The 25044-nt window shown below is 66.5% G+C and carries 23 protein-coding genes and 2 pseudogenes; 12 read left to right on the forward strand and 13 right to left on the reverse strand.

All coding sequences use genetic code 11. From position 1 onward, the window contains the following. Window positions 1-445 precede the first annotated feature (445 nt). The 3 genes from AC07UK_RS23125 (at window position 446) to AC07UK_RS23135 (ending at window position 3653) form a co-directional block, all read left to right on the forward strand. The gene (locus tag AC07UK_RS23125; protein WP_494686312.1) at window positions 446-1780 is read left to right on the forward strand and encodes an MFS transporter; all 1335 of its coding nucleotides are present in this window, start codon (window positions 446-448) and stop codon (window positions 1778-1780) included. Window positions 1781-1807: 27 nt separating this feature from the next. Next, the gene (locus AC07UK_RS23130) at window positions 1808-2377 is read left to right on the forward strand and encodes an RBBP9/YdeN family alpha/beta hydrolase (protein WP_436223718.1); all 570 of its coding nucleotides are present in this window, start codon (window positions 1808-1810) and stop codon (window positions 2375-2377) included. Window positions 2378-2489: 112 nt separating this feature from the next. Then, a complete protein-coding gene (locus AC07UK_RS23135) occupies window positions 2490-3653 on the forward strand; it encodes a porin (RefSeq protein WP_436223719.1) in 1164 nt (387 codons plus the stop codon). Between the two features lie 136 nt (window positions 3654-3789). Here AC07UK_RS23135 and phaZ read toward each other — a convergent pair whose 3' ends face one another. The 7 genes from phaZ to AC07UK_RS23170 all read right to left on the reverse strand — a co-directional run bounded on the left by phaZ (window position 3790) and on the right by AC07UK_RS23170 (window position 11629). Further along, window positions 3790-4620 carry a poly(3-hydroxyalkanoate) depolymerase gene (gene phaZ, locus AC07UK_RS23140; protein ID WP_436223720.1) on the reverse strand — a complete coding sequence of 277 codons (831 nt, stop codon included), beginning with the start codon at window positions 4618-4620 and terminating at the stop codon, window positions 3790-3792. Window positions 4621-4684: 64 nt separating this feature from the next. Next, a complete protein-coding gene (locus AC07UK_RS23145) occupies window positions 4685-5104 on the reverse strand; it encodes a phasin family protein (RefSeq protein WP_436223721.1) in 420 nt (139 codons plus the stop codon). A gap of 59 nt (window positions 5105-5163) precedes the next feature. After that, the gene (locus AC07UK_RS23150) at window positions 5164-6900 is read right to left on the reverse strand and encodes an alpha/beta fold hydrolase (RefSeq protein ID WP_436223722.1); all 1737 of its coding nucleotides are present in this window, start codon (window positions 6898-6900) and stop codon (window positions 5164-5166) included. Window positions 6901-6947: 47 nt separating this feature from the next. After that, window positions 6948-7412: a MaoC family dehydratase gene (locus AC07UK_RS23155; RefSeq protein WP_436223723.1), complete on the reverse strand. Its 465-nt coding sequence runs from the start codon at window positions 7410-7412 to the stop codon at window positions 6948-6950. 40 nt (window positions 7413-7452) lie between these two features. Further along, window positions 7453-9255: an acyl-CoA dehydrogenase gene (locus AC07UK_RS23160; RefSeq protein ID WP_436223724.1), complete on the reverse strand. Its 1803-nt coding sequence runs from the start codon at window positions 9253-9255 to the stop codon at window positions 7453-7455. 244 nt (window positions 9256-9499) lie between these two features. Then, window positions 9500-10498: an AraC family transcriptional regulator gene (locus AC07UK_RS23165; protein ID WP_436223725.1), complete on the reverse strand. Its 999-nt coding sequence runs from the start codon at window positions 10496-10498 to the stop codon at window positions 9500-9502. An 84-nt stretch (window positions 10499-10582) separates the two neighbouring features. Then, window positions 10583-11629 (reverse strand): AraC family transcriptional regulator, encoded by a 1047-nt coding sequence (locus AC07UK_RS23170; protein ID WP_436223726.1) that lies wholly within the window; start codon window positions 11627-11629, stop codon window positions 10583-10585. Between the two features lie 175 nt (window positions 11630-11804). On the opposite strand from AC07UK_RS23170, the gene AC07UK_RS23175 reads away from it, so the two are divergent. From AC07UK_RS23175 to AC07UK_RS23190, 4 genes are all read left to right on the forward strand, one after another. Beyond that, complete coding sequence (locus tag AC07UK_RS23175; RefSeq protein ID WP_114135346.1) at window positions 11805-12860, forward strand: beta-keto acid cleavage family enzyme; 1056 nt, start codon at window positions 11805-11807, stop codon at window positions 12858-12860. A gap of 70 nt (window positions 12861-12930) precedes the next feature. Beyond that, a complete protein-coding gene (locus AC07UK_RS23180) occupies window positions 12931-13134 on the forward strand; it encodes a DUF1289 domain-containing protein (RefSeq protein ID WP_013956807.1) in 204 nt (67 codons plus the stop codon). Between the two features lie 61 nt (window positions 13135-13195). After that, on the forward strand, window positions 13196-13903 hold the full coding sequence (locus AC07UK_RS23185; RefSeq protein ID WP_436223727.1) for a DsbA family oxidoreductase: 708 nt from the start codon (window positions 13196-13198) through the stop codon (window positions 13901-13903). A gap of 122 nt (window positions 13904-14025) precedes the next feature. Continuing rightward, a complete protein-coding gene (locus tag AC07UK_RS23190) occupies window positions 14026-15012 on the forward strand; it encodes a Bug family tripartite tricarboxylate transporter substrate binding protein (protein ID WP_436223728.1) in 987 nt (328 codons plus the stop codon). Between the two features lie 294 nt (window positions 15013-15306). Here the strand turns inward: AC07UK_RS23190 and AC07UK_RS23195 are convergent, their stop codons facing one another. From AC07UK_RS23195 to AC07UK_RS23205, 3 genes are read right to left on the reverse strand one after another with little or no spacing between them, the layout of a single operon-like run. Further along, window positions 15307-16953, reverse strand: coding sequence for a fatty acid--CoA ligase (locus AC07UK_RS23195; protein WP_436223729.1), 1647 nt, complete (start codon window positions 16951-16953; stop codon window positions 15307-15309). A 20-nt stretch (window positions 16954-16973) separates the two neighbouring features. Further along, window positions 16974-17822 (reverse strand): TauD/TfdA dioxygenase family protein, encoded by an 849-nt coding sequence (locus AC07UK_RS23200; protein ID WP_436223730.1) that lies wholly within the window; start codon window positions 17820-17822, stop codon window positions 16974-16976. 9 nt (window positions 17823-17831) lie between these two features. Then, a complete protein-coding gene (locus AC07UK_RS23205; protein WP_035816476.1) occupies window positions 17832-18812 on the reverse strand; it encodes a quinone oxidoreductase family protein in 981 nt (326 codons plus the stop codon). A gap of 355 nt (window positions 18813-19167) precedes the next feature. Between AC07UK_RS23205 and AC07UK_RS23210 the strand changes: the two genes are divergently transcribed. Beyond that, on the forward strand, window positions 19168-20076 hold the full coding sequence (locus AC07UK_RS23210; protein ID WP_436223731.1) for a 2-hydroxy-3-oxopropionate reductase: 909 nt from the start codon (window positions 19168-19170) through the stop codon (window positions 20074-20076). A 30-nt stretch (window positions 20077-20106) separates the two neighbouring features. Continuing rightward, the gene (locus AC07UK_RS23215) at window positions 20107-20973 is read left to right on the forward strand and encodes a DMT family transporter (RefSeq protein WP_436223732.1); all 867 of its coding nucleotides are present in this window, start codon (window positions 20107-20109) and stop codon (window positions 20971-20973) included. Here the strand turns inward: AC07UK_RS23215 and AC07UK_RS23220 are convergent. After that, window positions 20970-21525: pseudogene (locus tag AC07UK_RS23220) on the reverse strand (flavin reductase family protein). The gene AC07UK_RS23215 and the pseudogene AC07UK_RS23220 overlap by 4 nt on opposite strands. Next, a complete protein-coding gene (locus tag AC07UK_RS23225) occupies window positions 21522-22700 on the reverse strand; it encodes an acyl-CoA dehydrogenase family protein (RefSeq protein ID WP_436223734.1) in 1179 nt (392 codons plus the stop codon). Before AC07UK_RS23225 ends, AC07UK_RS23220 begins: the two are co-directional and overlap by 4 nt. Window positions 22701-22846: 146 nt before the next feature. On the opposite strand from AC07UK_RS23225, the gene AC07UK_RS23230 reads away from it, so the two are divergent. Continuing rightward, on the forward strand, window positions 22847-23851 hold the full coding sequence (locus tag AC07UK_RS23230; protein ID WP_436223735.1) for an AraC family transcriptional regulator: 1005 nt from the start codon (window positions 22847-22849) through the stop codon (window positions 23849-23851). 76 nt (window positions 23852-23927) lie between these two features. On the opposite strand, the gene AC07UK_RS23235 is transcribed toward AC07UK_RS23230, so the two are convergent. Then, window positions 23928-24071, reverse strand: a complete 144-nt coding sequence (locus AC07UK_RS23235; protein ID WP_013952585.1) for an entericidin A/B family lipoprotein — start codon at window positions 24069-24071, stop codon at window positions 23928-23930. 257 nt (window positions 24072-24328) lie between these two features. On the opposite strand from AC07UK_RS23235, the gene AC07UK_RS23240 reads away from it, so the two are divergent. Both AC07UK_RS23240 and AC07UK_RS23245 read left to right on the forward strand, forming a co-directional pair. Further along, a complete protein-coding gene (locus AC07UK_RS23240; RefSeq protein ID WP_013952584.1) occupies window positions 24329-24601 on the forward strand; it encodes a DUF2188 domain-containing protein in 273 nt (90 codons plus the stop codon). A gap of 266 nt (window positions 24602-24867) precedes the next feature. Further along, window positions 24868-25044 (forward strand): annotated as a pseudogene (locus tag AC07UK_RS23245) (IS110 family transposase); the annotation flags it as partial.

The raw sequence follows: 25044 nt of genomic DNA on the forward strand, positions 1-25044 counted from the left end.
ACGTTCAGCGATGCCTTCGCATGACTCGAAAATCAGGCTGGATGACGCCTCGGCAATGGAGTGGTCGCCCACGCCTGCGCGCCGCCGGCAACTACATCGGGGTCATTTTGACTTTATGCGTGCCTTCGTCAAGGGGCTTCGGGCGCACGAGGTGTGGGAGCGCATCTTGATTCACCTATCTTGGTCGCAGGCCAACTTCAGCAGCCTGGGTATTGCGTAGCTACAAACGCACGCGCCGTCGGAGCCCCCCCCGCCCAACTCACTCCTCGTTTTCCCCGACTGTCCCAAAATGCAAACAAGTTGTCCCCGCTAGTCAAACTGCTGATAGCCAATCCTAGATACTTCGCCGGTCGCGACAGGACTGTGGCCAGCGTTTGAAAGGAGGGTTTTGCCCCCTGCATGCGTAGCCATGACGCAGTCAAGCGCATCCAGGAAAAGGCTTTTCATGCTCGGGCAAACCACCACGCATTCCCCCATCTCAGCCGGCGCGGCCGGTGCGAGTTCGTCGCGTTCTTACGCCTGGCTCGTCTTTGCGCTGAGCTTTGGCTTGTTGCTGTCGGACTACATGTCCCGGCAGGTGCTCAACGCCGTCTTTCCGCTGCTGAAGGTGGAATGGTCGCTGAGCGACACCGAGCTCGGTGCGCTGGGCGGGATCGTGGCCTTGATGGTTGGCCTGCTGACGTTTCCGCTGTCCATCCTGGCCGACCGCTGGGGCCGGGTCAGGAGCCTGATCCTGATGGCGGCGCTGTGGAGCCTGGCCACGCTGGGCTGCGCGCTGGCCAACAATTTCGGGCAGATGTTCGTGGCGCGGCTGTGCGTGGGGATTGGTGAGGCGGCCTATGGCAGCGTCGGCATTGCCGTGGTGCTTTCGGTGTTTCCGCGCCATCTGCGTGCCAGCCTGAGTTCGGCGTTTATCGCTGGCGGAGCGTTTGGCTCCGTGCTGGGGATGGCGGCGGGGGGTGTCCTGTCCGCTCACTTTGGCTGGCGTTGGGCCTTTGCCGGCATGGCGCTCTTCGGGCTTGTGCTGGTCGGGTTCTACCGTCTCTTCATTACCGAGCCGCGCCTGCAGGCGCAACGCCGTGCGCTGGGCGAGGAACCGGACAGTGCCGCTCGGCGCGAGAGCGTCTCACTGCGCCCGCTGCTGTCTGCCCTCTTTTCGGCGCGTTCGATCCTCTGCGCGTATGTGGGCAGTGCGCTGCAGTTGCTGGTCATGGGCGCCCTGCTCACCTGGATGCCGAGCTTCCTGGCGCGCTACTACGGCATGGCGACGGACCGTGCCGGCGTGACCGCCGCGGCATTCGTGCTGGCGGGTGGCGCAGGGATGGTCCTGTGCGGCGCGCTGACGGACTGGGCGGCTCGCCACGCCCCCGGGCGCAAGTGGCTGATGGCCGTGGCCTACAGCGTGACCTGCTGCGCGCTGCTGCTCACTGCGTTCCACCTGCCCGCCGGCACCGCGCAACTGGTGCTGGTCGGTGCCGGCATGCTGTTTGTCGGTGGCACGGCCGGACCGGCCAGTGCCGCGGTTGCAAACCTGACCCATCCGGCCATCCATGCCACCGCCTTTGCCACGCTCACGCTGGCAAACAACCTGTTGGGCCTGGCGCCCGGACCCTTTGTCACCGGCCTGATCGCCGACCGCATTGGCCTGCTAGGCGCCCTTCAACTGATCCCGCTGGCAGGCGTGCTTGCCGCGCTGTGCTTCCTGGTGGGGCGCCGCACTTACATGGCCGACCTGCTTCACCTGGAAAACCAGCGTGTGGCAGACCCGAACAAGGCCTGATCTTCTGACTGATTACCTGGACGACTGATGAACCTTCCCGCTGATACCACCTTCCTGATGGTTCCCGGCCTGCGCGATCACGTAGCGGAACACTGGCAGACCCTGCTCCAGGCCGAGCTGCCCAACGCCCGTTCGGTGGCGCCGCTGGAGCACGACAAGCTCAGCCGTGATGCCCGCGTGACCGCGCTGGACGCTGCCCTGGCCGATATCGACGGCCCGGTGGTGCTGGTGGCGCATAGCGCAGGCGTGATGATCACCGTGCATTGGGCCGCGCAGCACCACCGCAAGATCCGCGGCGCGCTGCTGGCCACGCCTGCTGATCTTGAAATGCCGATGCCGGCCGGCTATCCGGACCACGCCACGCTGGCCGGGAACGGCTGGCTGCCCGTGCCCCGGGCACAACTGCCCTTCCCCAGCCTCCTCGCCGCCAGCCGCAACGATCCGCTGGCCAGCTATGAGCGCGCCGCGCAGATGGCCAGCGACTGGGGCAGCCGCCTGGTCGACCTCGGCGAAGTCGGCCACCTGAACCCGGCGGCCGGATATGGCCCGTGGACGCGCGCGACCGAGTTGCTGGAAAAGCTGCTGCGCGCCAACTGAGCCGCAATAGCCTTCGCGTAGCGCAACGCCGCCACAGAGATTGCAGTACCCGTAGTACTCACAGAGACGGATTCATCCGCATCGCAACCAAAGGAAAAGAGGAGAAATACCAATGAAGCTCAGGAGCATGGCCGCGGCCGCACTGCTCGCCTGTTCGGGAGGCGCCTTCGCGCAGACGAATGTCACGCTCTACGGCGTCGCGGACATCAACGTGGAGTACGTCAATCACCTCGGCGCGGTACCGACCGCCGCCAACCAGTTCAACCGTGGCCCGGCCAACGACGTCTACCGCATGAATTCCGGCGGGGTCTCCGGCTCGCGCTGGGGTCTTCGCGGCAGCGAGGATCTCGGTGGCGGACTGCAGGCGCTGTTCGTACTGGAAAGCGGCTTCAACCTTGACACCGGCACCTCGCAGCAAAGCGGCCGCCTGTTCGGGCGCCAGGCGTTCGTGGGCGTGCAGAAGGCCGGCATCGGGCAGATCAGCCTCGGCCGCCAGTACACGTCGATGTTCGAGGCGCTGGGCAATTTCTCGCCGACCGCTTATGCCACGCAATACGAACCGGTGGTGCTGCAGTCCGGCCCGAACTTCCGTGAGGACAACACGGTCAAGTACACCGGCAAGTTCGGCCCGGTCACGGCGCTGGCGCACTGGTCGTTCGGCACCGGTCTGGCCCTGCCCGCGACCGTGGGCGTGGCCACGCCGATCGGTGGCAACGGTGAAGTCCCCGGCCAGTTCCGCCGCGATACCGCCTATGGCGCCGCGGTGGCGTACCAGGGCGGGCCGTTTGGCGTGACCGTGGGCTACGACCAGTGGAACCCGACCATCGGCACCAGCAATGGCACCGCGAAGAAGGCCGTGGTGGGCGCGAGCTACACCTTCGGACCGGCCAAGATCATGGGCGGTTACCGCTGGGGCCAGAACAAGAACGCGGCGGATGTCGTGATCCAGCGCGATGACTTCTACTGGATCGGCGCCAACTACCAGGTCACGCCGGCCATCGGCCTGACGCTGGAATACAACTACGACGACGTCAAGAGCCTGTTCGGCAATACCAGCGTCGCCAATCCGTGGCAGGTCGCCTTCGTGGCCAACTATGCATTCTCCAAGCGCACCGACGTCTACCTGAGCACTGCCTATGCGAAGAACGCCGGCCTGATGCTCGAGTCGCTGGCAACGATCTACGCCAACAGCCTGTCGCTGGGCAACAGCTACGCGCTGGCCAACGGCCAGAGCAATATGTTCGGCGTGGCCGTCGGCATTCGCCACAAGTTCTGACCGGTCGCTCCAGTCACCGGATCGACACCGAGCACCTTGCTCGTTAGCGGCCGCCCGGGGATTTTCCCGAGCGGCCGTTTTTTTTGCGAGGAGTAAAAGGAAAAAGCCGCGGACGTGCCGCGGCTTGAGCAAGGGTCTAGCGGCGCAGGAAGGCGCCGACGACGCGCGCGGTGTTCTCCGCGCCGGTCACGAGGAAGAGATGCCCGTCCTCGAGCACGTGCAGTTCCGCATTGGGAATCCGGGCCACGAGGATCCTGGCATTGACCAGCGGCACGATGGGATCGTCGGCGCCGTGCATCACCAGCGTGGGCTGTTTCACCGCGCCCAGCCACGGCAGGCTGCTCCAGCCCCAGGCCGCCAGCAGCTGGTAGAGATAGCCGCGCCCGCGCGGCGGCTGCATGTGCCGCCCATGTTCGTCGAGCAGTGCAGGATCGTCGCGGAAGGCGCCGCCGTAGAGGTCGGCGCCGACGCGTCGCAGGTACTCCGGATCGCTGTAGCGCCGCACGCCGATCATCTTCGACAGCACCGACAGCCTGCCCGGCACCATGAGCACGCCGGGCGACGTTGCCGCCAGCACCAGGCGGCGGCAACGCTGCGGATAGAGCCGTGCGAATTCCTGCGCGAGCGCACCGCCCCACGACACGCCGAGCGTATCGACCTGGCCCACATAGCCCAGGTGCGACAGCAGCCTGTCGGCGAGCACGCAAAGATTGGAGAAGCGGTAAGGCAGCAGCGGCGCGGGGGAGCCGCCGGCACCGGGGACGTCGAAGATGATCACTTCCACGCCCGCCAGCGCATCGACGAAGGGCTCGAGCAATTCGAGGTTGGCGCCGATACCATTGAAGATGAGCAGCGGCGGCCCCGCGTCGCTGCCGGGCCGGGTGCCGACCCTGAGTTGCTGCCCGTCCAGATCTACCGTCTGGACATGCATGTGGCCGGCCATGGTGCCGGCATCGCTTGTTGTCATCTAGTTGTCCTGGAGGCGTTGGGCGCGAAGGCACGGCCGGGAGGCCGGCCGTGCCTCCTGGTACTTATTGCCGGGGTCGCAGGATGCCCTTCACTTCCTCGACGTTCTCGGCAATGCGGCGGCCGACCGTGGCAATGCTGTCAGCCTGGGCCTTGTACACGGTGTCAGTCAGCCCGCGCAGGCCGTTCACGGCCTTGTGCAGCGAGCGCGGCAACACTTCCGAGACCTTGGCCGACTGGCCGTCCGCATCCTTGCCGCCGCGGGCGAGCGCCTGCAGGTCGGCGGCGGTGTCGCACAGGTATTCGCCCTGCTGGCGCACCAGCGACTGCAGGCCAGCCAGCAGCGCGATGTTGACGCTGGCCAGGGCCTCGATGTCCTTGCGGCGCGATTCGAGGATAGCCGCCGGGTCCAGGCGGTTCTGCTTGACGAAGTCAAACAGCTTCTTGTACGGGGCCGATTTGCCCGCGGTGTTGGTCGATTCCATTTTTCATTTCTCCTGACAGGTTGGGTTGCACAAAACGATGGCCCCGCGGGGCCAGGGAACTACGCTTCAGTCACGTAGACGCCAGGGGCTTCGCCGCATGGTGTGTATTGCTGGCTGCCAAGGCTGGCCGGCGCGTTGCGCTTGAGCCCGGAGCGCTTTTTCAGCCACTGGCTCCAGTGCGTCCACCAGGAATCCTGGGTCGTGGTCGCGCCTTCCAGCCAGGTCTCCGGATCCGCAGCCGCCACATCGTTGCGGAAGAACTTGGCCTTGGGGTTGCCGGGCGGGTTGATCAGGCTCTGGACATGTCCGCTGGAGCTCAACACGAACTCCGTGCGTCCGCCAAAGGCGCGCACCGAGCGGTACACAGCCTTCCACGGCGTGATGTGGTCGGTCATGCCGGCCAGCACGTACTTGTCGCACTGGACTTCGGACAGGTCGATGGCGTGGCCCAGCACGCGCAGCGTGCGCGGCGTGGCCAGCTGGTTCAGTGTGAGCATGTCGAGGAACTGGCCATGCAGGCCGGCCGGCAGCCGCGTGGTGTCGTTGTTCCAGTAGAGGACATCGAAGGCCGGCGGCGCATTGCCCAGCAGGTAGTTGTTGACCCAGTAGTTCCACACCAGGTCATTGGGGCGCAGCCAGGCAAAGACGCGCCCCAGCTCCTCGCCGTCGAGCACGCCGCGTGCCTGGCTGCCCTGACGCGCAGCCGTGATGGCTTCCGGGGTGCTGAACAGCCCAAGCTGCGACTGCGCATCCAGCCCGAACACCGACACCATCAGCGTGGCCGCATGCACCAGCTGCTCGCCGCTCGCGGCGCAGTAGCCCATCAGCGCCGACATCGTCATGGCGCCAGAGCAGGCGCCGTGCAGGTTGACGTCGGGGCTGCCGGTGATGTCGCGGATGGCGTGGATGGCTTCGACCAGCGCGCCGACATAGGTATCCATGTCCCAGTCGCGGTGCGCCGCGGTGGGGTTGCGCCAGCTCACGATAAATACCTGCAGTTCCTTGCCAAGCAGGTACTCCACCATGCTCTTGCCCTGCGCCAGGTCGAACACATAGAACTTGTTGACCTGCGGCGGCACGATCAGCTGCGGCCGGGCGTGCACCTTCGCGGTGGTCGGGGTGTACTGGATCAGCTCCAGCACGTCGTTGCGAAACACCACCGCGCCAGGCGTGGTAGCCAGGTTCTTGCCAACGCTGAACGCCTCCTTGTCCACCTGCGCAGGCATGCCGCGGTTGGTCAGGGTATCGGTGACCAGGTTGGTCAGCCCGCTGATCAGGTTCATGCCGCAAGACTCCACGGTCTTCTTGAGTGCCGCCGGATTGCCCAGCAGCGTGTTGGTCGGTGCCAGCGCATCGGCCACCAGCGAGGTGAAATACTCTGCGCGATGCTTGCTGCGCTCATCCATCACCGAGCGCCGTACAAAGCCGCTCACTGCATTGCGCCAGGCCTGGTAGCCCTGCAGCGACATGCGGTACAGCGGGTTGTCCTGCCAACTCGGGTCGCCAAAGCGCCGGTCGCGCGCCGACGGCGACGGTGCCGAGCCGTCCAGCACGCTGACCAGGTCCTGCGCCAGCTGTGCCTGCTGCTCCAGCACCAGCACCGGCTCCTGCATGCACTGCGCGCCGATCTGCTGCGCGGTACTGACCAGGTCTTCCGGGCGCAGCCCCACGAAGGGGTTGGGGCCGGCCATCAGGTCCGGCGCCAGGTCGATGGACTCCACCGCCGTGGCCGCGATCACGGCTGCAGCCTTTCCGGCCTTGCCGGCGTGCTCTCTCGCACTGTTGACCCTTGTCATCTCACGTCTCCTGCCTTATTCCTTGCTTCTTCTGTCTTGCTCGTGCTTCAGGCGACCAGCAGCGCCAGGGCTTCCGCCACCAGCGCCGGCTTGGACTCGCCTTCGATCTCGATCGTGTTTTCCGTGCGCAGCAGCACGCGGCCTGCGCCCTTGTTGTCGGCAGCGAGCAGGCTTACGCGGTTGCGCACGCGCGCGCCCGCCTTCACCGGCGCCAGGAAGCGGGTCTTATCCAGCCCGTAGTTGACCGCGGCGCTGGCATCCGCCGGGACCACGCCCATGTCGAACCACTGGCCCGCCACCAGCGACAGCGTCAGGTAACCGTGGGCGATGGTGCCGCCGAACGGGCTTTCCTTGCTGGCGCGCTCCACGTCCACGTGGATCCACTGGCTGTCGTTGGTGCATTGCGCGAACGCATCGATGCGCGCCTGGTCCACTTCCACCCACTCGGACACGCCGAGCTCCTTGCCGACGAACGCGCCGAGCGTCGCCATGCGGTAGTTTTCGATTGCCATACGGCCTCCTCCATTGATGATCTTTGTGGCGGCTTCCGCTTCAGAACCGGGATTCGTCCAGGGTCAGGAAGCCGTCCTTTCCCGACGCGCCGGTAATGGCAGCTTCCAGCGCCGAAGCGCGCGGCAGGATGTGCTTGGCGAAGAATTCGCAGGTGGCGATCTTGGCGGCGTAGAACGCTTCGTCCTCGCTGCGCTTGTGCGTCGCCACGATCAGCGCGCACGCCATCTGCCAGCCCGTCAGTACAATGCCGGCAAGCTTCAGGTAGGCCACGCTGGCACCAAACACGGCGTTGGGATCCTTGGCGGTGCTTTCCAGCACGAAGTCGACCGCCCGGCCCAGCGCCACGCGCGCGTAGCCGAGTTGCAGGAACATGGCGCTGCACGCGGCGTCAGCGTCGCTGCCGGCGCAGTCGCGGAGCGCGTCGATGGTCTTGTCGACTTCGGCCAGGATGGCGCGCGCGGCCAGGCCGCCATCGCGCACGGTCTTGCGGCCCACCAGGTCGTTGGCCTGGATCGCGGTGGTGCCTTCGTAGATCGGCAGGATGCGCGCGTCGCGGAAGTGCTGGGCGGCACCGGTTTCTTCGATAAAGCCCATGCCGCCGTGCACCTGCACGCCCAGGCTGGTCACGTCCAGCGACATCTCGGTGCTCCAGCCCTTGATGACCGGCACCAGGAATTCATAGGCCGACCTGAACTGCGCACGGGTGTCCGCATCCGGCGCATGGTGGGCAACGTCCGAGTAGGCGGCTGCCACCAGCGCCAGCGCACGCGCGCCTTCGGTCAGCGCGCGCATCTCGGTCAGCATGCGGCGCACGTCGGGATGATGGATGATGGCCACCGCCTCGCGGGCCGAGCCATCGACCGGGCGGCTTTGCACGCGGTCCTTCGCATAGGCCACGGCCTGTTGGTAGGCACGATCGGAGATGGCGATGCCCTGCACACCCACGCCGAAGCGCGCGGCGTTCATCATCACGAACATGTATTCCAGGCCGCGATTCTCCTCGCCGACCAGGTAGCCAATCGCGCCGCCATGGTCGCCAAACTGCAGCACCGCGGTCGGGCTCGCCTTGATGCCGAGCTTGTGTTCGATCGACACGCACTGCACGTCGTTGCGCGCACCCAGCGAGCCGTCGCCGTTGACCAGGAACTTCGGCACCACGAACAGCGAGATGCCCTTGATCCCCTCGGGCGCACCCGGGGTACGCGCCAGCACCAGGTGGACAATGTTGTCCGCCATGTCATGCTCGCCGTAGGTAATGAAGATCTTGGTGCCGAACACCTTGTAGCTGCCGTCAGCCTGCGGCTCGGCGCGGGTGCGCAGCAGCGCCAAGTCGGAGCCGGCCTGCGGCTCGGTCAGATTCATGGTGCCGGTCCACTCGCCGGCGATCAGGCGCGGCAGGAAGCGTTGCTTCAGTTCGTCAGAGCCAGCGGTGAGCAGCGCTTCGATCGCGCCGTCGGTAAGCATGGCGCACAGCGCGAACGACAGGTTGGCCGCGTTCATCATTTCCATGCACGGCGTGCCGACCAGCTTGGGCAGGCCCTGGCCACCAAACTCGACCGGGTGCACGATGCCCTGCCAGCCGCCCTCGCCGAACTGGCGGAACGCTTCCGCGAAGCCGGGGGTGGTCCTGACTTCGCCGTCGTGCCAGCTGCTGGGTTGCTTGTCGCCGGCAACGTTGAGGGGGGCGATCACCTCGCTGTGGAGCTTTGCGGCTTCGCCGATCACGGCTTCGACGGTGTCGGGGGTGGCGTCTTCATAGCCAGGCAGGCTGGCAATCTTTGTCAGTCCGGCCAGTTCACGGATGACGAACAGGATGTCTTTGGTAGGTGCGGTGTAGCTCATTCTCGGCCTCTGTGCGATGTTCACAGCGCCGGCATCCGATTCACTAACCGGTGGCACTGTAACGTTATGTGCCGATCGTAGTGGCGGCACGCACAAAGGTGGATACCCAAACCTGCCCATTCACTGACAAATCCTGCCGCTTTGCGCGGCAGCAGCCCTACGCGCCCGCCGTGCGTCGCAAGAGCCGGCTAATGTGGCCAGATTTGTCAGTCGCCGGCCAGCTTTGCCAGCCGTGCAGGCGGGCCTATAGCGCGCGGCGGTAGGCGTTGGGGGTGCTGCCGGTCCAGTGGCGGAAGGCGCGATGGAATGCGGTGGGATTGTCGAAGCCCACATCGAAGGCAATGGCCGCGATGGGATCCTCGGAGCGCGTCAGGCGCTGGATGGCGATATCGCGCCGCACGTCGTCCTTGATCGCCTGGAAGGAAGTGCCTTCCGCCGACAGGCGCCGGCACAGGGTGCGCACCGAACAGTGCAACGCATGGGCCACCGCCTCGATGGTGGGCGACACCGGCAGGCACTCGGCAACGTATTGCCTGACCCGGTGGGAGCTCATCTGCTCGGCAAAGGAAACGAAGATCCAGTCCTCAGGCGCGCGCGACAGGAACTTCTCCAGATCCGGCTTGCGCTGGCGCACCGGCATGTCCAGGTAAGCCGCATCGAAGCTGATGCGGTTTTGGCCGCAACCGAAATGCACCGGGCCGGGAAACAGGTAGAGATGGTCGCCGGCCAGCGGCGAGTGATGAAACTGGAACTCCACTGCCTGCAGCGGGATCTTTTGGCGGATCAGCCACGACGCCACGCCATGCACGAGCTTCAGCATCAGTTCCCGCCCCAGCACGCTGACGTCGGGACCGGCCGGGTTGTCGGCCAGTTCGACATAGCCTGAGGCACCGTCGCGCCGCGACACGATCCGGAAGTCATCGAGGATCAGGTGGAAGAACTGGCCGAAGCGGTGCAGTGCCACCTCCAGCCTTGGCGCATCCAGCAAGCTCAGGCACAGGTACTTGAGCGTGCCATTGCGCAGCGGCCGGCTGAAGATGCCCGGCATTTCATCGTCGGCCTCCTTGGCGAGCAGGCGGTACAGCGTAGAAAACTGTTCCTGCGTGACGCGTGCGGCCGGCTCGGCCAGCAACTCACCGGCAATGCCTGAGCACTCGGCCAGCCGCGCGATCGCCATGGGATCGGCGCCGGCCAGGAAGCCATTGACGACAGAGATTGGGACGGTAGCGGACAAGCCGTTCACGCGGGGCGCAGGCAGTGCATGCCGGAGAGAAGGTGACGGCGCATTCTGTCACAGCGTGTGCGCGATGGAAATGCGGATCGATGCCTAGAGCAGTCCTTGCGCCGGCTCCGCGCTGTCCGTCACACGCTCCTGCGGCTGCTGCTGCGTGCGCCACTTCGACACGCTGCAGCCGAACTGCCCGCTGAACCAGCGCGAAAACGCACTCAGCGAAGAAAATCCCAGCAGCGTGGCCACTTCCGACAGCGGCCGCTCCGGGTTTTCGATATAGCCGATCACCAGGCCGGCGCGAGCCTCATTGAGGATCTCCGAATACGTGGTGTCCTCCTGCAGCAGGCGCCGGTGCACCGTCCGGCGATCCACGCCAAGGTGCTGCGCCACGCGATCGACCGAGCACATACCGGTTGGCAGCAGCACGTAGACCAGCTTGCGTACTTTGTCCGGCATGGTGCTGTTCGCCTGCGCGAGCAAGGTGCCGAGGTAGCGCTTGACCTGCCCGGCCATCACCGGGTCATAGGAAGGCAACGGCGCATCCAGGTCCGACGCCACGCAGACGAGGCCGTCAAAATCCTGGTTGAACAGCGCCGGCATGCCGAACACGCGCGTAAACGTCGCCAGACTGGACGGTGCGGCGTGCGTGAAACAGATCCCGCGCGGCCGCCATGTCGACCCGAGAAACAGGCTGAGCATGCGGTACATCACCCCGACGGCCAGGTCAGTGGCCTGGCGCAACGTGCCGGGCTCCTCGCTCAGGAGCTGCAGGCGGATCATCACCAGGCCTTCGGCCTCTTCCATGCGCATGGCGAGCGCCTCGTTCTGCAGGCCCATGTACAGCACCATCGACTCCAGCGCCCGGCGCAGCGTCGGCTGCTCGCGCACCACGAAGGCCAGCGGCCCGAGGTTGGAGAACTGGCGCAGCTCGGCCATGCGCAGGCCGAAGTCGTCCACTTGCGAGGCGCGCGCGGAAGCATCCAGCAAGCGGCCCACCAGCCCTGCCGGAATGCGGATATCGGGGTCGAGCAGCACGTCGCGGCTGATCTTGGCCGCACGCAGTTGCTGGTGTGGATCGAGCCCCACCGCGCGGGCAACTTCCACGAAGTTGGTGAGGCTGGCGCTGCGAAGGTAGTAGGACATCGCGTTTTCCCTGACTGTCCCGAAATGTAAATCGATCGTCCCGGATCGTCAAATCGCTGCACGCCGTTACACGATACTTCAGCCACCGAACTTGATACCGCGAACGCGACTGTCCGGTGCCGCCATGCAGGTGGTACCCAGGGCGTTTCGCTCACAACATACCAGGAGCAAAAGCATGCAATTCCTCGACGATTCCCTGCACCCCGAGAACCAGGACAAGGTGGTCATCACCGTGGCGCCGTACGGCCCCGAGTGGATGCCCGCGGATTTCCCGGAAGATATTCCGGTGACGATGGAAGATCAAATCCAGAAGGCCGTGGATTGCTACAACGCCGGCGCCACCGTGCTGCACCTGCACGTGCGCGAACTGGACGGCAAGGGCTCCAAGCGCCTGTCCAAGTTCAACGAGCTGATCGCCGGCGTGCGCGCCGCGGTGCCGGACATGATCATCCAGGTGGGCGGCTCGATCTCCTTCGCGCCGGAAGACGACGGCCAGGCGGCCAAGTGGCTGTCGGACGATACCCGCCACATGCTGGCTGAACTGGACCCGAAGCCGGACCAGGTGACCGTGGCGATCAACACCACGCAGATGAACATCATGGAGCTGCTGTACCCCGAATACCTGAAGGGTACCTCGCTGGAGCATCCCGCCTACCAGGCTGCCTACCGCGAAATGACGGTGCCGGCCGGCCCGGGCTGGGTGGAAGAGCACCTGCGCCGCCTGAGCAACGCAGGCATCCAGCCGCACTTCCAGCTCACCGGCATCCATGCCATGGAAACGCTGGAGCGCATGGTGCGCGCAGGCCACTACAAGGGCCCGCTGAACCTGACCTGGATCGGCATCGGCGGCGGCTTTGACGGCCCCAACCCGTTCAACTTCTTCAACTTCGTCCACCGCGCGCCGGACGGTTGCACCCTGACCGCGGAATCGCTGCTGAAGAACGTGCTGCCGTTCAACATGATGGCGATGTCCATGGGCCTGCACCCGCGCTGCGGCATCGAGGACACCATCATCGACCAGCACGGCGACCGCATGACCTCGGTGCAGCAGATCGAGCAGTGCGTGCGCGTGGCGCATGAACTGGGCCGCGAGATCGCCTCGGGCAAGGAAGCCCGCGAGATCTATCGCATCGGCACCTGGTACGACAGCGCCGACGAAACCCTGGCCGCGCACGGCATGGCGCCGAACCGCAAGGCCGGCCAGAAGAACCTGCCCCTGCGCGCGGCCTGACGCGCGCACCGGTGCGGCAGCGGGCGCAAGCGCCTGCCGCCGCACCGTCGTCCAACCTACCTTGCAAGCCATGAACCCGCCCCTCTCCGTCATCAATCCGTGCCTGAACATCTGCCGCATGGACCTCGCTGGCAAGTATTGCCAGGGCTGCGGCAGGACTGCGGTCGAGATCGGCCGCTGGGCGCAGATGACCGACGCAGAGCGCGCCGAGGTCATGGCTTCGCTGCCGGCGCGCCAGTCGTGGCGCAGCCGCGCCCCGGCGCCCACCCCCTGATATTCCACAGCCTGCTGCGGCCTGCGCCGGGCTCGCCGGCTGGCGTCTTGAAGCTGCTGCCATGAACCATACGTCCACGCTTTCGGTCGAGGCCTATTTCGACCTGATCTGTCCCTGGTGCCTGATCGGCAAGAAGCACCTGGAAAGCGCCATCGCCTTGCTCGGGCGGGAGCGTCCGGACGTCGCCGTGCAGGTGGAATGGCGTTCTTATCCGCTGATTCCGGCCATGCCGCCGGCCGGCCTGCCCTACCGCGACTTCTATGTGGCACGCCTGGGCAGCCCCCAGGCAGTGGCGGCACGCCAGGCACAGGTCTGTGCCGCGGCACAAGATGCCGGCCTCACCCTGGCACTGGATCGCATCGAGACCTTCCCGAACACCCTGCTGGCCCATCGCCTGGTACGCCTTGCCCGGCAACAGGCAGGGGCAGACGCGGCCGCTGCGCTGATCGACGAGCTGTTCACGCGCTACTTCCTGCGCGCCGAGAACATCGGTGATCCGCGCGTGCTGCGGCAGGCCGCCGCGACCTGCGGCGTCGCGATTCCGGATCAGGTGCCGGTTCAACCAGCGGATGCACACCGTGACCTGGACTGGCTGCCGTCACTCGGTGGCCCGCAAGAACCGGTCTTGCGGGCCGGACTAGGCGTGCCGCACTTTATCTTCGACGGCACCCGCAGCGTGTCTGGCGCGCGGCCTCCCGCCGCGCTGCTGGAAGCCATGCTGCACTCGCTGGCGCGCGCGAAGCAGCGCGCCACCCGGGCCACCGCCTGAACACCCTGGCGACGGCGGCATTGCGCCCACGCCTCGATTTTTCTGCAATATCCCGTGTAACTGCCCCGACAAGAAGGCTGGCATGGGCGTATCCATACCCTAGACTTTCAACGGAGACACAGATGCCTCAACGCCCTGCCCTTTTTCGCCTGCGCCACGCCGCCTTAGCCGCCGTCAGCGCCGTCATGGCCCTGTCCATGCCCTCGGCCATGGCGTGGACCAACAAGCCCGTACGCATGCTGGTGCCGGCCCCTGCCGGCGGCACCATGGACGTGATTGCCCGCCTTCTGGCCGACCAGCTGTCGCAGGATCTCGGCCAGCCGGTCGTGGTCGACAACAAGCCTGGCGCCGGCGGCGGCATCGCCATCAGCGCCATGCTGCAGGCACCGCCTGACGGCCAGACCATCATGGTGACGGCCACCAATGTGTTGACTGAAGTCCCCCACGTGCTCAAGACGCCGTACAACACGATGAAGGATATCCGGCCCGTGGCCGCGGTGGCACGCTCGCGCCTGCTGCTGGTGGGCGCGCCGTCCCTGCCCGCCAAGGACTTCAAGAGCCTGGTGAACTACGTGCATGCCAACCCTGGCAAGCTGAGCTTTGCCTCCTACAGCGCCGGCACCGCATCCCACTATGCCGGCGTGATCATGAACCAGAAGGCCGGCCTCGACCTTGCGCACGTTCCCTTTGCCGGCTCCTCGCCGGCGCTGGCCCAGGTGATGGGCGGCCAGATCGCGCTGATGTACGACGGCATGGTGACCTCGCTGCCGATGATCAAGGCCGGCAAGCTGCAAGCCTACGCGGTGGCTTCAAAGAACCGCTCGCCGCTGCTGCCCCAGGTGCCGACCTTCGCGGAGCTGGGTTATCCGGATGTGGAGTTCAGCAACTGGGTCGGCGTGATTGCCTCGGCGCGCGTGCCCGCAGAGCTGGCGCAGAAGATCCAGGCCGCCACTTACAAGGCGGCGGCAACGCCCAAGGTGCAGGAACGGATGCAGGCATTGAGCTATGAGCCGTTGCGCGAGCAGACGCTGTCGGAACTGAGCCAGTCCCTGAATGCCGAGTTTGAGCGCAATGCGGCGATCGTAAAGACCTTCAATATCCAGCCCTGACCCCGGCCACACGCCGGCAGCCTGTGCGCCTCCTTCGGGAGGCGCTTTGCTTTTGCCCGTGACGCGCGCAAAAGAACCCACCGTTGCGGGTTCTCTCCCAGCCATCGCGCAAGCTATACCCCTCCTGGCAGCGAAGCCGGGCCGTAACATCAGTCAAAGCCAGGTGCACCCTCCCGTCGCCTGTTCGTTCTTCCTCAGGGCACTCGAACCGCCCGGCGAAATACCGATCGGCGATAAGGCAAAAAAAGCGGCAGTCCCCGCCCGAGGACTGCCGCGAATTCCCTTTACTACCCTTCAGGCTGCGTCTTCGCGCAGCTGCTTCTTGTTGATCTTGCCGACGCTGGTTTTCGGGATCGCTTCAATGAAGGTGATGCGCTCGGCCTCCGGCACGGCATACTTGCTGATCCGGCGCGAATCCGCGTGCGCCATCAGCTGGTCGCGGATCTGCTCGGCCTTGACTTCGGCGCCCGCCTTGCGCACCACGAAGGCCATCGGCCGCTCGCCCCACTTCGCATCCGGCACGCCGATCACGGCGCATTCCTGCACCCCCGGCACCTCCGTGATCAGGTTCTCCACTTCAATGGAAGACACCCATTCGCCGCCGGTCTTGATGACGTCCTTGATACGGTCGACGATCTGCACGAAGCCGTCCTCGCCCATCACCGCGACATCCTGGGTATGCAGGAAGCCGCCCGACCACAGGTCTTCCGACGCTTGCGGCTTGCCGAAATAGCCCTTGGTCAGGAACGGCGCGCGCAGCACGATCTCGCCGCGGCTCTTGCCGTCGCGCGGCAAGTCCTGCATGTCTTCGCTGACAATGCGGTAGTCCACCAGCGTCACCGGGCGACCGGTCGAGCAGCGCATGCGGACTTCCTCGGCGCGGTCCCTGGGCGTACAACCCGGCGGAATCTGGGCCAGCGACACGATCGGGCCGGTCTCGGACATGCCGTAGCCGGCAAAGATGTCGATGCCCCGCGCCAGCGCCGCCTCGCACAGCGCGGGCGGCAGCGCCGAGCCGCCGATGATGATCTTCCAGCCCGACAGGTCCTGCGCGCTGCCCTGCGCGGACTGCAGCAGCATCTGCAGGATGGTCGGCACGCAGTGAGAGAAGGTGACTTTCTCGGTCTCGCGCAGCTTCAGCAGCGCATCCGGGGCGTAGCGGCCCGGCAGTACGGTACGCAGGCCCAGCATCATGGCAATGTACGGGATGCCCCATGCCAGCACGTGGAACATCGGCGTGATCGGCATATAGACGTCTTCACGATGCATGCGCTGGCCCTCGCGCGGCGAACACAGGCTGGTTGCCGATGCCAGCGTGTGCAGCACGATCTCGCGGTGGCTGTAGCAGACGCCCTTGGGATCGCCGGTGGTGCCGGTGGTGTAGAAGGTCGCGGCCTTGGTGTTCTCGTCGAAGTCCCTGAACTCGAAGTCGGGCGACGCGTCGTCGAGCAGCGCCTCATACTCCCCCGCCAGCGGCAAGGTCAGCGCCGGTGCGTCCTGGCCGTCGGCCATCAGCACGAAGCGCGGGTTGCAGGTCAGCTCGCCGCGGATCTGCTCGAGCACCGGCGCGAAGTCCGGATGGAACAGCACGACGTCCGCGCCGGCGTCGTTCAGCGTGTACAGGATCTGCTGGGGCGACAGCCGCACGTTCACCGTGAACAGCGTCGCGCCCATCATGGGTACGCCAAAGTAGCACTCCAGGTAGCGATGGCTGTCCCAGTCCATCACCGCCACGGTGGTCCCGTGCCCGGCACCGAGCGCGGTGAGCGCCGAGGCCAGCCGGCCGATGCGGCCGCGGAAATCGCGGAAGGTGTAGCGCATCTGGCCGCGGTAGCTGATCTCCTGGTCGCCGTAGAGACTGACCGAGTTGATCAGGAGCTGCTTGACCAGCAGCGGGTAAGCGTAGGCCGACTGTGCGGCCGTAATCAGGTTGTCTTGCATTGCTTGTCCTGCCTTGTCCATCAGTACGGCTTGCTGCCGATAATGCCCGCGCGCTCCATCTTGCGGTGGCAAGGCGGATAGTCCATCACGGCGTAGTGCTGGGTGGCGGTGTTGTCCCAGATCGCCACGCAGTTGGGCTCCCAGCGCCAGCGCACCTGGTATTCGGGGATATACGCCTGGCTGACCAGGTAGCGCAGCAGGTCGCCCGCGCCCGGGTTGGCGTCCTGTCCGAAGCGCACGCGGTCAGCCGTGTGGTAGTTGGTGAAATGGGTGGTGAAGGCGTTCACATAAAGGACCTTCTCACCGGTATCCGGGTGCGTGCGCACCACCGGATGTTCCGCGTCGGGATACTGGGCCTTCAGCGCCAGGCGCTTCTCGATCGGCATCGCCGCGCCAAAAGAGGCCTCGATGCTGTGGCGCGCGCGCAGGTCGGCGATCTGCTCCTTGATGTACGCAGGCAGGCGCTCATAGGCAAGTGCCATATTGGCCCACATAGTGTCGCCGCCAACTGGCGGGCATTCCACGCAGCGCAGCACGGCGCCGAACTGCGGGGCTTCGCGCCAGGTGGCGTCGGAGTGCCAGGCGTTCTCGTAGCGGTCGTTGGGCTGGTCCGGGTTCTTGTAGATGCGGACCAGGCCCGGGTGCTCGGGATCGCTGCCGGCGACGGGATGGTCTTCCAGCTCGCCAAAGCGCCGGGCAAAGGCGACATGTTCGGCGCGGCTGAACTGCTGGTTGCGCAGGAACAGAACGCGGTGCTTCAGCAGCAAGGCGCGGATCTCGGCAAACAGGCCGTCGTCGCGAATCGCATCGGCCAGGTCGACACCACTCAGTTCGGCGCCAAGCGCGCAGGTAGTTTGTTGGACTTGCATGGCGTTGCCTCAGATGACGAAGATCGAAGAGCCTGTGGTCTTGCGCGACTCCAGGTCCTGGTGTGCCTGCACCGCATCTTCCAGGGCATAGCGCTGGTTGATCTCGATGCGGATACGGCCCGCGCCGACGTGGTCGAACAGTTCGCCGGCCAGTTCGGCCTTTTCGGCCGGGTCGGCGATGTAGTCCGCCAGCGCAGGACGTGTCAGGAACAACGAGCCCTTCATGGCCAGCAGCACCGGGTCGAACGGAGGAATCGGGCCCGAGGCGGTGCCTACGCACACCATGGTGCCGCGCCGCTTGAGCGAATCCAGCGACGCCATGAAGGTCGACTTGCCCACGCTGTCGAACACCACCGACACGCCGACGCCATCGGTCAGCGCGCGCACCCGCTCCGCCACGTCTTCATGGCTGTAGTTGATGACATGATCGCAGCCGTGCGCCCGCGCCACCTCGGCCTTGGCTTCGGAGGAAACCGTGCCGATCACGGTCAGGCCCAGCAACTTGGCCCACTGCGAAACGATCAGACCCACGCCACCGGCCGCGGCGTGCAGCAGGATGCTGTCGCCTGCCTTGAAGGCGTGGATGCGGCGCATCAGGTAAGCCGAGGTCAGCCCGCGCATGGTCATGGCCGCCGCGGTCTCGAAGCTGATCGTCTCAGGCAGGCGGATCAGCGCTGCGGCGGGCACCAGGCGCGAGGTGCTGTACGCGCCCAGGGTATTGATGAAGCCGGTATAGGTCACGCGATCGCCGACGGCAACATTGGTGACGTCCGGGCCGATCGCCTGCACCACGCCAGCCGCTTCCACGCCCATGCCCGAGGGCAGTGGCACGCGGTAAGTCCCGTTGCGGAAATACGTATCGGCATAGTTCAGGCCAACCGCCACGTGGCGGATGCGTACTTGGCCGGGGCCGGGGTCGCCCACTTCAGTGCTTTCATAGCGCAGCACTTCCGGCCCGCCGATCTCGTACATCCGGACAATTTTTTCCATAGCTTTGGTCTCCTGGGTCAAGGGCGGCGCGAGGTGCGCCGCGTATGGTGACCAATGTAGAACCGGGCGCGTGCCGGCGCTTTGCAACAGATTCCATCGACTTTGCATTTCATGCCAAGCGCTACAGAAGCCGTGGCCAGGAGCCAAGCGAAAGAGAATCGGGGCGATTTGCATCGCGCACCGCGATATGATCCAAGACATTGGATTTGCGGAAAACCCGCCACAGCAAGCTGTATCCAAGCCAAGAGGCCCGCCGGTGCAGCGCATATGCTGTGACTGACTATCATCAGAGATGAACCCGGCGTCGTGCGCGACGCACGGCCGGCCTGGCGCCTGACCACTACCGGACACTGACATGAGCAAGATCGGCTTTATCGGACTTGGCGTGATGGGCAAGCCCATGGTGCAGCACCTTGTCGACGGCGGGCATACCGTGTTCGCCCATACCCGCAGCGGCGTGCCGCAGGACCTGCAGGATGCCGGCGTGAAAGCCTGCGCAAGCGCCGAAGAGGTGGCAAAGCAGTCGGAATCCATCATCCTGATGCTGCCTGACACGCCCGACGTGGAGCGGGTGCTGTTTGGCGAGAAAGGGGTCGCTGACGGCCTTGCCGACACGGCAGGCGGCGTCACCGTGATCGACATGAGCTCGATCTCGCCGATCGCCACGCGCGAGTTCGCGCGCTGCATCGAGGCGCTCGGCGCCGACTATGTCGATGCGCCGGTCTCCGGCGGCGAGGTCGGGGCCAAGGCGGGCACGCTGTCGATCATGGCCGGCGGCAAGCAGGAAGTATTCGACCGCGTGCTTCCGATCCTGCAGCTGATGGGCAAGAACATCACGCGCGTGGGCGAGGCCGGCGACGGCCAGGTGGCCAAGGTGGCCAACCAGGTGATCGTGGCGCTGACCATCGAGGCGGTCAGCGAAGCGCTGGTGCTGGCCGCCCGCGCCGGCGCCGATCCCGCGCGCGTGCGCGAGGCGCTGATGGGCGGCTTTGCCAGCTCGCGCATCCTGGAAGTGCATGGCGAACGCATGATCAAGCGCACCTTCGACCCGGGTTTTCGCATCGCGCTGCACCAGAAGGACCTGGACCTGGCGCTGTCCACCGCGCGCCAGCTCGGCGTGGGCCTGCCCAGCACGGCGTCGTGCCAGCAGCTGTTCAATGTCTGCAGCGGACTGGGCGGCGCGGGCTGGGATCATTCCGGGCTGGTCAGGGCGATCGAGCACCTGTCCTCGTTCGCCATCGGCGACGAGCCGCCCGCAGCCTGAACCACGCCGCCGCCACCGCCGCCCCGCCGCATGCCGCGCGCGAACACCGTGGTGCTGACCGCACTGGCGATGCTCGCCTTTGCCGGCAATTCGCTGCTGTGCCGGCTCGCGCTGAAAGGCACCACCATCGACGCGGCCAGCTTTACGCTGGCCCGCGTCGCCGCAGCGGCGCTGGTACTGTGGGTCATCGTCGCGGCGCGGCACCAGTTGGTGCGCACGGTCGTGGCGCAGCGGCTGCCGCCGGTGGAGGGCAACTGGATCTCCGCGCTTGCGCTGTTCTGCTATGCCGCGGCCTTTTCCTTCGCCTATGTGCGTCTCACCGCGGGGACCGGCGCACTGCTGCTGTTCGGGGCGGTGCAGGCCACCATGACCGGCTATGGCCTCCATGCCGGCGAGCCCATGCGCGCGCAGCAATGGTTCGGCCTGGCACTGGCGCTGGCCGGGCTGGTGTGGCTGTTGCTGCCGGGGCTGGCCGCGCCGCCGCTGCTGTCCTCGCTGCTGATGATTGCGGCCGGCATCGCGTGGGGCGTTTATTCGCTGCGCGGCAGGCGCGCCGCGGATCCGGCCTCTACCACCGCGGGCAATTTCCTGCGCGCGGTGCCGATGGCGCTGGCGCTGGGTGCGGTGATGCAGGCGCAGCGATCACTGGACAGCGCGGGACTGGGCTATGCGCTGTTGTCCGGTGCCATCACATCCGGGCTGGGCTATGTCATCTGGTATGCCGTGGTGCCGCGGCTGAAGGCGGCCACCGCCGCCACCGTGCAACTGAGCGTGCCGGTCATTACGGCGGGGGGCGGCATCGCGCTGCTCGGTGAAGCCCTGAGCCTGCGGCTGGCATTGAGCGCGGCCGCGGTGCTGGGCGGCATCGCGCTGGTGATTGCAGGCAAGCGCGCCTAGCTGCCGGCAAACCCGCCCGCATGGAACACCAGCGGCGCACCTGGCGTCGAACCATAGGCCACCACCTCCACGACAAAGATCACGTGGTCGCCGACCACGCGCACCGAGCGGTGCCGGCAGATGAAATGCGCCAGCGTGCCGTCGATCAGCACCGTGCCGCACGGCCCGGGGCGGCAATCGACGCCTGCAAAGCGGTCACCACTGCGCGCGGCAAAGCGCTCGCACAAGGCCAGCTGGCCACTGCCCAGCACGTTGATCGCGTGGCACGGCGCCACGCGCAGCGCCGCCAGGCTGCCGGAACTGCGCCAGGCACCACAGCAGCAACGGCGGTGCGAGCGACACCGAGGTAAAGGCATTGATCGTGACGCCGACCGGCTGGCCGTCGGCGTCCGCGGCCGTAACGATGGTGACGCCGGTGGCAAACTGCCCCAGCGCATCGCGCAAGGCCCGCCGCGCCGCGCCATCGTGGCTGATGGCGCGGGCCGCATCATCCTGACCGCTGTCGTTGCAGGCTTGCGTGGCATACGGCAGCGGCGCCAGGGCGGGCATCATTGCGCGGCAGGCCGCACCTCGCCGGGCGGCGCGTCGATATCCAGCCCCAATGCCATGCGCCCCGCGTACTCCTGCTGCGCACCGGCCTGCAGCGGATGGAAGCGCGCGCCCTGCGCATCGCGAAAACGCCGCTCCAGTCCGGCATCGCGATAGAACCCCGCGCCGCCGGCCAGGTCCATCGCCGCCTCGACCGTCGCCAGCACCGCGCGCGCGGCCAGCGTGCGGGCGCACATGATGCGGCTGGTGGTGACCGCGCCCGGCGCCTGCCCCGATGCCGCCGCGAACATCGCATCCAGCGCCAGCTGCGCGGCATCGGCCTCATTGCACAGGCGCCCGGCGGCTTCCACCGCATGCGCGCTCAAGCGCCGCTGGCGCGCCAGTTGCAGCGCAATATCGCGCGCGGCCTCGGCCACGCCGACGTAGACCGCATAGATCAGCGGCAGCGCGATCATCGCCACCGTATGCATCATCGGATGCCACACGCCTTGCGGGCGGCGCGCGCCGATGGCGGTATCCGGCACCAGCACGCCTTCCAGCAGCACATCGTGCGAGCCGGTGCCGCGCATGCCGAGCGTGTGCCAGTTCGACAGCACGCGTACGCCCGGCGACTTCATCGGCAGCGCGAAATGCAGCACCGTGGGCCCGGTCTCCGGATCGTCATGGACGGCGCAGGTCATGAACAGGTCCGCCGCCGGCGCGCCGCTGGCGAAGATCTTGCGCGCATCCACGCGAAAGCCGCCATCCACGCGCGTAGCCTTGCCGCTGCCTTGCAGCCAGTCCGAACCGCCGCTGCCCAGCAGCACTATCTGCTCGCCCGCCACGCGCTTGAGCAGCCCCTCCACCGGCGCTTGCTGATTGCGCCAGCGCCACGCGGCCGTGGCCACCGGGTGGGTGTGCATGGCAAAGGCCAGCGCGGTCGATCCGCAGGACTTGCCCAGCTCGCGCAGCACCGCGCCCAGCTCCTGGTGCGAGAGCCCGGCGCCGCCCAGTTCCTGCGGCACGGCCGCGGCAAAGAAGCGGTGCGCGCGCAGGTCGTCGTAGTTGGCGCTGACGAACTGCCCACTGGCATCGATCTCTGGCGCGCGTGCGTCGAAGGTGCGGCCCAGGGTCGCGGCCAGGCCGAGCCAGTCGGCCTGTGCGCCTGCGCTGGCATCCGCTGCGGAAAGGGTTTCCATGGTGTTGTCTCCTGCTGGTCTGATACGTGCGCTGCGGCGTTGTATGGCGCCAGGCACGGTGCTAGTATCGGAGCCCGGTCCCCTCGCCCGTATGATCGGGCGTCCGGCTTTCTTGCGCGAAACACCGGATCTGGAGGAATGTGACCATGGATGCCTTGTCCGACCTCTTGCGCGCCGTGCAGCTCAGCGGCGCCGTGTTCCTGAACGGCGAGTTCAAGTCACCGTGGTGCCTGATCAGTGAAGCGGATGCTGAATTGCGCGCCGCCTTCCTGCCCCGCGCCGACCGCGTCGTCTCCTACCACCTGATTACCGAAGGCGTCTGCTGGGCGCGCCTGGTCGACGGCACCGGCCCGGGTGTGCGCGTGGACACCGGCGAACTGCTCGTGGTGCCGCAGGGCGAGCCGCACGTGCTGGGCAGCGACCTGCGCCTGCAGCCACTGCCATCCGCTCCGCTGGTGTACGACATGCTGCGCAACAGCCCGGGCGAGGTCATGCGCGTGTCCTATGGCGGCGGCGGCGAGACCACGCGCATGGTGTGCGGCTTCCTGGGGTTCGACGACACCATGGGCAATCCCTTGCTGACGTCGCTGCCGCGGCTGTTCAAGGTGGGACTCGGCAGCGGGCTGGAATCGGCATGGCTGGCATCGGCGCTGGCCTTTGCCACCTCGGAAGCGGCGGAACCGCGTGCGGGCACCGCCACGGTGCTGGCCAAGCTGTCTGAGCTGCTGTTCGTGCAGGCTGTGCGGCGCTGCATCGACACCCTGCCTGACAATGAAAGCGGCTGGCTCGCCGCGCTGCGCGACCGCTATGTGGGGCGGGCGCTGTCGCGCATGCACGCGCGGCCCGCCTATCCGTGGACGGTCGATGAACTGGCTGGCAACGTGGGGCTGTCGCGCTCGGCGCTGGCGCAGCGCTTTACCGACCTGCTGGGGCAGCCACCGATGCAGTACCTGGCGCACTGGCGGCTGCGCTCCGCGGCCGCCGAACTGCGCAGCGGCAACCGTTCCATCAGCGAGGTCGCGGGCGCGGTCGGATACGACTCGGAGGCCGCGTTCAGCCGCGCGTTCAAGCGCGAGTTCGGTCTGCCGCCCGCCAGCTGGCGCCGCAACCACATCGATGCGGGGCAGGCTCCGGCGGCGGCCGCACATTGAATTCGCCGTGGCAATGACAACGGCCCGCGTCACCAGGCGCGGGCCGTAGCAATGCCCGGGCGGCGGGCAGCGGGACTTACATCTTCTGCTTGGTATTTTCCGCCGCGCCCTGCACCTTCTCGCCGCCACGTTCGATGTCCTTGCCAGCACCGGAAATGGTGTTGCAACCCGTGACCAGCAGCACGCCAGCGAGGGCAAACAGTGCGAATAGCTTTCTCATGACGATCTCCTTGCTTCGTGTGGATGCGGCATGCGCCGCCAGGATGGAGTGGATCGGAATGACTTGACCGGGCAGCCGCTTGCCCGACCGGCAATTGGATCGTAGCAACGCGCCGCAGCGCGAAAAGTCGGGTTTCGTCCTACCGGGATGTCAGCCGACGGCGCGACCGGCCAGCGCTTGTAGGACAGCGACGGATATCCCGCGGCGGCACCATCGCTTAAGAATCAAAAGTCAGTCCAAGTCCTCCGGAGAACACCATGACGTCACGCAGCATCCACGTGCTTCCCGCCGCAACCGACAACACCGAATACGCCGGCGACGGCGCATGGGCACTCACCATCGAAGGCCTGGAGAACGGTGGCGACGACACCGCGCTGCATTTCCCGACCCAGGAAGCCGCGATTGCGGCCGGCTGGATGCGCGCGCGCGAGGATGGCCTGCCGTTGTGCATCCACGGCCGCGACGGCCTGGTGCGCGAGCGCAAGATCTATTGCCGGGACGCACGCGGCACCGCCCGCATCGGCTACTGAGCCTCCCAAGCGCCATGCCTGCGCCCGACGTTCGCGAAGAAACGGTTGTGCCCTATAACGGGAACAGCAGCGCCGAGATGACCGAGAGGTCATTGGTGCGAGCCCGTGACGCTATCGGACGCCACGGTGTGAGCCCGCTACTGAGCCTGGTCCGGGATTCGTCGGCGACAGTGGTGAGCGGCGCGAGCCGCATCCCGTTTGAGAGATCGAGTCGAATTCGACGCTTCCCATGGCGCTGCCATTCATCAACGATGGTGGAGCAAGCCATGGCCATGCGCAAGCGAGAAAACGAGGTCTTCCCCAACGCCGCGGGGGTCGATGTTGGGGCCTCAAGCCACTGGGTGGCGGTGCCGCAGCATCTGGCCGAGCAAGCCGACTGCGAGCCGGTTCGCGAAGTCGGCGCGATGACCGATGACCTCAACGCGCTGGCTGACTGGCTGGTA

The sequence above is a fragment of the Cupriavidus sp. GW821-FHT07C08 genome, assembly GCF_059419025.1.